This is a genomic window from Chamaesiphon polymorphus CCALA 037, from assembly GCF_003003845.1.
GTDB lineage: Bacteria > Cyanobacteriota > Cyanobacteriia > Cyanobacteriales > Chamaesiphonaceae > Chamaesiphon > Chamaesiphon polymorphus.
On sequence record NZ_PVWO01000584.1, the window covers coordinates 1 to 3,260 of the forward strand.

Genomic DNA, 3,260 nt, shown 5'->3' on the forward strand with positions numbered 1-3,260 from the left:
GAGACAATCGGCGCGGGTTTCACCCCGTTGGCAACCAAAGCTCCCGCAGGTTCCTCCGCAATGCGCGGCAATTCCGTCGGTACCGTACCGGGATTTTGCGCCCACATGCCCAAGAGCGCATCGACTAAACCATTACCCCCAGCGGCGGTATTTGTCACCGAGACATTAGGCACGATGCGGACTTGGCGTTCGCCGACGATTTGCATTACTTGGAGCGAAGCATAAGCCTGTTCGCCCAGTGCGTCTACCCCAGCTTTGTAAGCATCCGCTTTGGCTTGCCCGATCGATCGAATCCCTTCGGCTTCCCCTTCGGCGGCTTTGACTTTGGCGGCGGCTTCGAGTTCGGCGATGCGGACTCCTTCCTCGGCGGTGACGACTTGATTTTGAATTTCAGCTAGAGCGGTAGCGCGAACTAATTCCTGACGTTGCACTTGGGCGATGCGTTGGACTTCGTAGGTTTTTTCCTGCTCTTGGGCGATTTTGCGATCGGTTAGAGTTTGCATCAATTCGGGAGGTGGTGTAATCATCCCGATTAAGGTATCTACCGCTTGAACGTCATACTGTTTGAGAGCTTGGCGAATGTGCTCGGCGGCTTCGGCTTGGCGTTCGCTGCGCGCGGTGAGGAAGTCGAGGATCGTGTATTCCTGCGCGGCATTGCGGAAATAATTGGCCACGATCGGGCGTAAAACTTGGTCGATGAGGTTTTGCATCGAACCGAGGCGGGAGATGACTTTGGGGGCATCTAGGGCACCGATGTGGATGATTTGGAACACCTCGATCTCGAAGGTAAAACCATCGTGAGAGAGTAGTTTCAGGGCTTGGAGTTCGGCATCGTAACCGTGTTTGCCTGTAAACCGCGCGGTAAAGTTGAGGACGACATTCGTAGTCGGGACGAGTTGGACTTCCATTACCTGTTTATTCAGCGGATGTTTCCCTGGATAAATCGGCTCCACCCACACCCCTTTATCGCCCTTGCGGACGATATTCCCGTGGGTAAAAGCATCCCCACTAACATCGGAATGCGACGCGCCTACATAGGAAATTACCACGCCGACATGACCGATCGGCACCGTTGTCATGGCGATTTGTTCGACATGGACGAACCAGGGATTGAGATTCCAAGAGCCAGATAAAATTACTTGCTCCTGCAACCCGCGTCGCCCACCAGCAGCGATAAATTTTTGGGCATCTTGATAGTTATCGTGTTTGGGAATCGGTTCGCCTGCAATTTCGCCAGCTTCGATCGGTTTACCATCTAGCGTCGTAACAATGCCCACCCGTTCGGAATCGATTTGTTGCAGTTTCATCTGAGCTGGCGTCATTCCATATTGATGACAGTTAGCTGAAGTAATCACTTCAAAAATCGCTGTATTAATCCGATATCTACCTGTAGTGAGAATATCGAGTTGACGACCTTTTTCGCCACCATTTAATAAGAAGCTGCGGGCATCTTGAAACCGATCGCAATCCAATCTTTTGCCTAAAATTCGATCGGCAGGAATCTGTCCGCCATCACTAGCGACAATTAAACCAATTTCATCTTGCGGAATCGTAACTAAGGGTTCTTTTTTGACTCCATACTGCCAGGGAAAGTACCCAAAATACCAACCGGGGGCGAGCGTATCGGCTTGCAATCCCGCTTCGCCATTGAGCGCGACGAGCCGTCCTGGGGGCAGATTTTTGGTGGAGAATTTCTTAGTTACAATCCCGACTTCCGACTCGCCGACAGAAATTAAGCCCACAATCCACCCAATTTTAGGTAAGAAAATAATTAACAATACGCCGCTACCAAAGAGCCAAATCCACCCCGGTAAGCCGGATTGTTCGCTAGTAGTATCGACTCTATCGATCGCGGGCAAGTTATCGCTAGTTTGAGCGCGAGCGGGGGGCTGAATTACTCCAGTCGCTAATGTTAAGCCTACCGCGATCGCCAATAATTGTTTGAATAACATCTTTATCATTACCTCGTGTAAGTATCGATTTACAAGGTTGTCAGCAATGCGACGATCGATCGGGCAAAAGGGTCAGCCTCTGCCAACTTATCGGTGCATCCGCATCTAGATGTTGTATTGGGTAGGCGGAGGTAAGTTATGCGATCTGGGAGTAGATGAGTAATGGGTAATGGTTAATGGGTATCATCTGTCCCTCCACTGGACACCTGCACGTTCCTCCCTACATGGATACCTGTCATCAATCCGCAGCCTGGATCGCTGGATTCGACAACCCCAAAGATTACGCTCCTGCGATCGAATCATAGATTCGGATCTAGCTAGATTGTCGTTTTTTTTAATCGTCGATCGTTAATCGAGAATTAACACCATCAAAATTAACGCAACATTGATTTAAAACATCTCTACCAATTAATACTCGATTTTCTAAACTTTTGCTTTCACAGCCATACACCCTAACTGCCCGAACGCATTTTTCACCCAACCAAATATTTGCATAACAAGCATAGCCATCTACTCTACCACCAGCAACTCCAGTAATCTCTACATAGCTATCGACTATCGACAGATCGAGACTAGAAATAATTTCTAATGGAATTAATGTACAATCCGAACCTGTATCGAGAAAAGCATCGATCGAATATTCTCCATTCTTATCGAGCCACTCTGGTGCTGTAATTTTGATGCCGATAATCGGTGCTAACGGTAAACCGTTGCCCACATTAACATAATTAAAGCTCTGCACTATTCCGATTTAATTGATGAAAATACTCCCGCCACAGATAAATGTGGCTCTTCTAACCAGACTTGCTTGATTAGTAAATCTCGATAGCCATAAGTTTGATAAACTCGTTCTACTAAGTCTCGTTCGTTGAGATCGTGGTCTAAAACCCGACCATCTTCAAAAGCAATAAATTCACCCAAATATCGATCGACTAATTCGGATTTCATACTCTGATACAAATTTTTTTGTCGTTCGATATATTCGAGTCGAGATGCTGCCAGATGTCTATTGGTATTCATCGGAATGCCTACTCTACGATCTCAATTATAACTCGCTAAGATCGATTAATTCTCCACTATCCCATCAGTTCTTCATTCGATCGAAATGCATCGTCCATCCATTCATAGATCTGGATCGAACAAAACCCACCCTCCCCACCAGGATCTAAAAAGATCTACCAATCCCAACATCAAAGAGCAGAGGGTTAAAAAGTCCCCGAAGGCACACAAACACTTACGGTTCGCTCATTTTCAGGGAGGGTCATCAGATTGTGGCCCAAGGCAAGTATAAATCTCAACTGGAAAGTT

The 3,260-nt window shown here is 47.4% G+C and carries 4 protein-coding genes; 1 reads left to right on the plus strand and 3 read right to left on the minus strand.

Annotated elements, in window-relative coordinates; genetic code table 11:
- The coding region (locus C7B77_RS26710; RefSeq protein ID WP_106312153.1) for an SPFH domain-containing protein at positions 1-1,952 on the minus strand (1,952 nt) is incomplete at its 3' end.
- Positions 1,953-2,128: 176 nt separating this feature from the next.
- Between C7B77_RS26710 and C7B77_RS31560 the strand changes: the two genes are divergently transcribed.
- Positions 2,129-2,257, plus strand: a complete 129-nt coding sequence (locus C7B77_RS31560; protein WP_281261394.1) for a hypothetical protein — start codon at positions 2,129-2,131, stop codon at positions 2,255-2,257.
- 29 nt (positions 2,258-2,286) lie between these two features.
- Here C7B77_RS31560 and C7B77_RS26715 read toward each other — a convergent pair whose 3' ends face one another.
- Complete coding sequence (locus C7B77_RS26715) at positions 2,287-2,694, minus strand: Retroviral aspartyl protease (protein ID WP_106312156.1); 408 nt, start codon at positions 2,692-2,694, stop codon at positions 2,287-2,289.
- Positions 2,694-2,972: a hypothetical protein gene (locus C7B77_RS26720; RefSeq protein WP_106312159.1), complete on the minus strand. Its 279-nt coding sequence runs from the start codon at positions 2,970-2,972 to the stop codon at positions 2,694-2,696. Before C7B77_RS26720 ends, C7B77_RS26715 begins: the two co-directional genes overlap by 1 nt.
- Between the last annotated feature and the right edge of the window lie 288 nt (positions 2,973-3,260).

Excerpts from the sequence above, each read along its gene's own strand:
- C7B77_RS31560 (WP_281261394.1), top strand. The coding sequence starts at position 2,129 with ATGGGTATCATCTGTCCCTCCACTGGACACCTGCACGTTCCTCCCTAC.
- C7B77_RS26720 (WP_106312159.1), bottom strand. The coding sequence starts at position 2,972 with ATGAATACCAATAGACATCTGGCAGCATCTCGACTCGAATATATCGAA.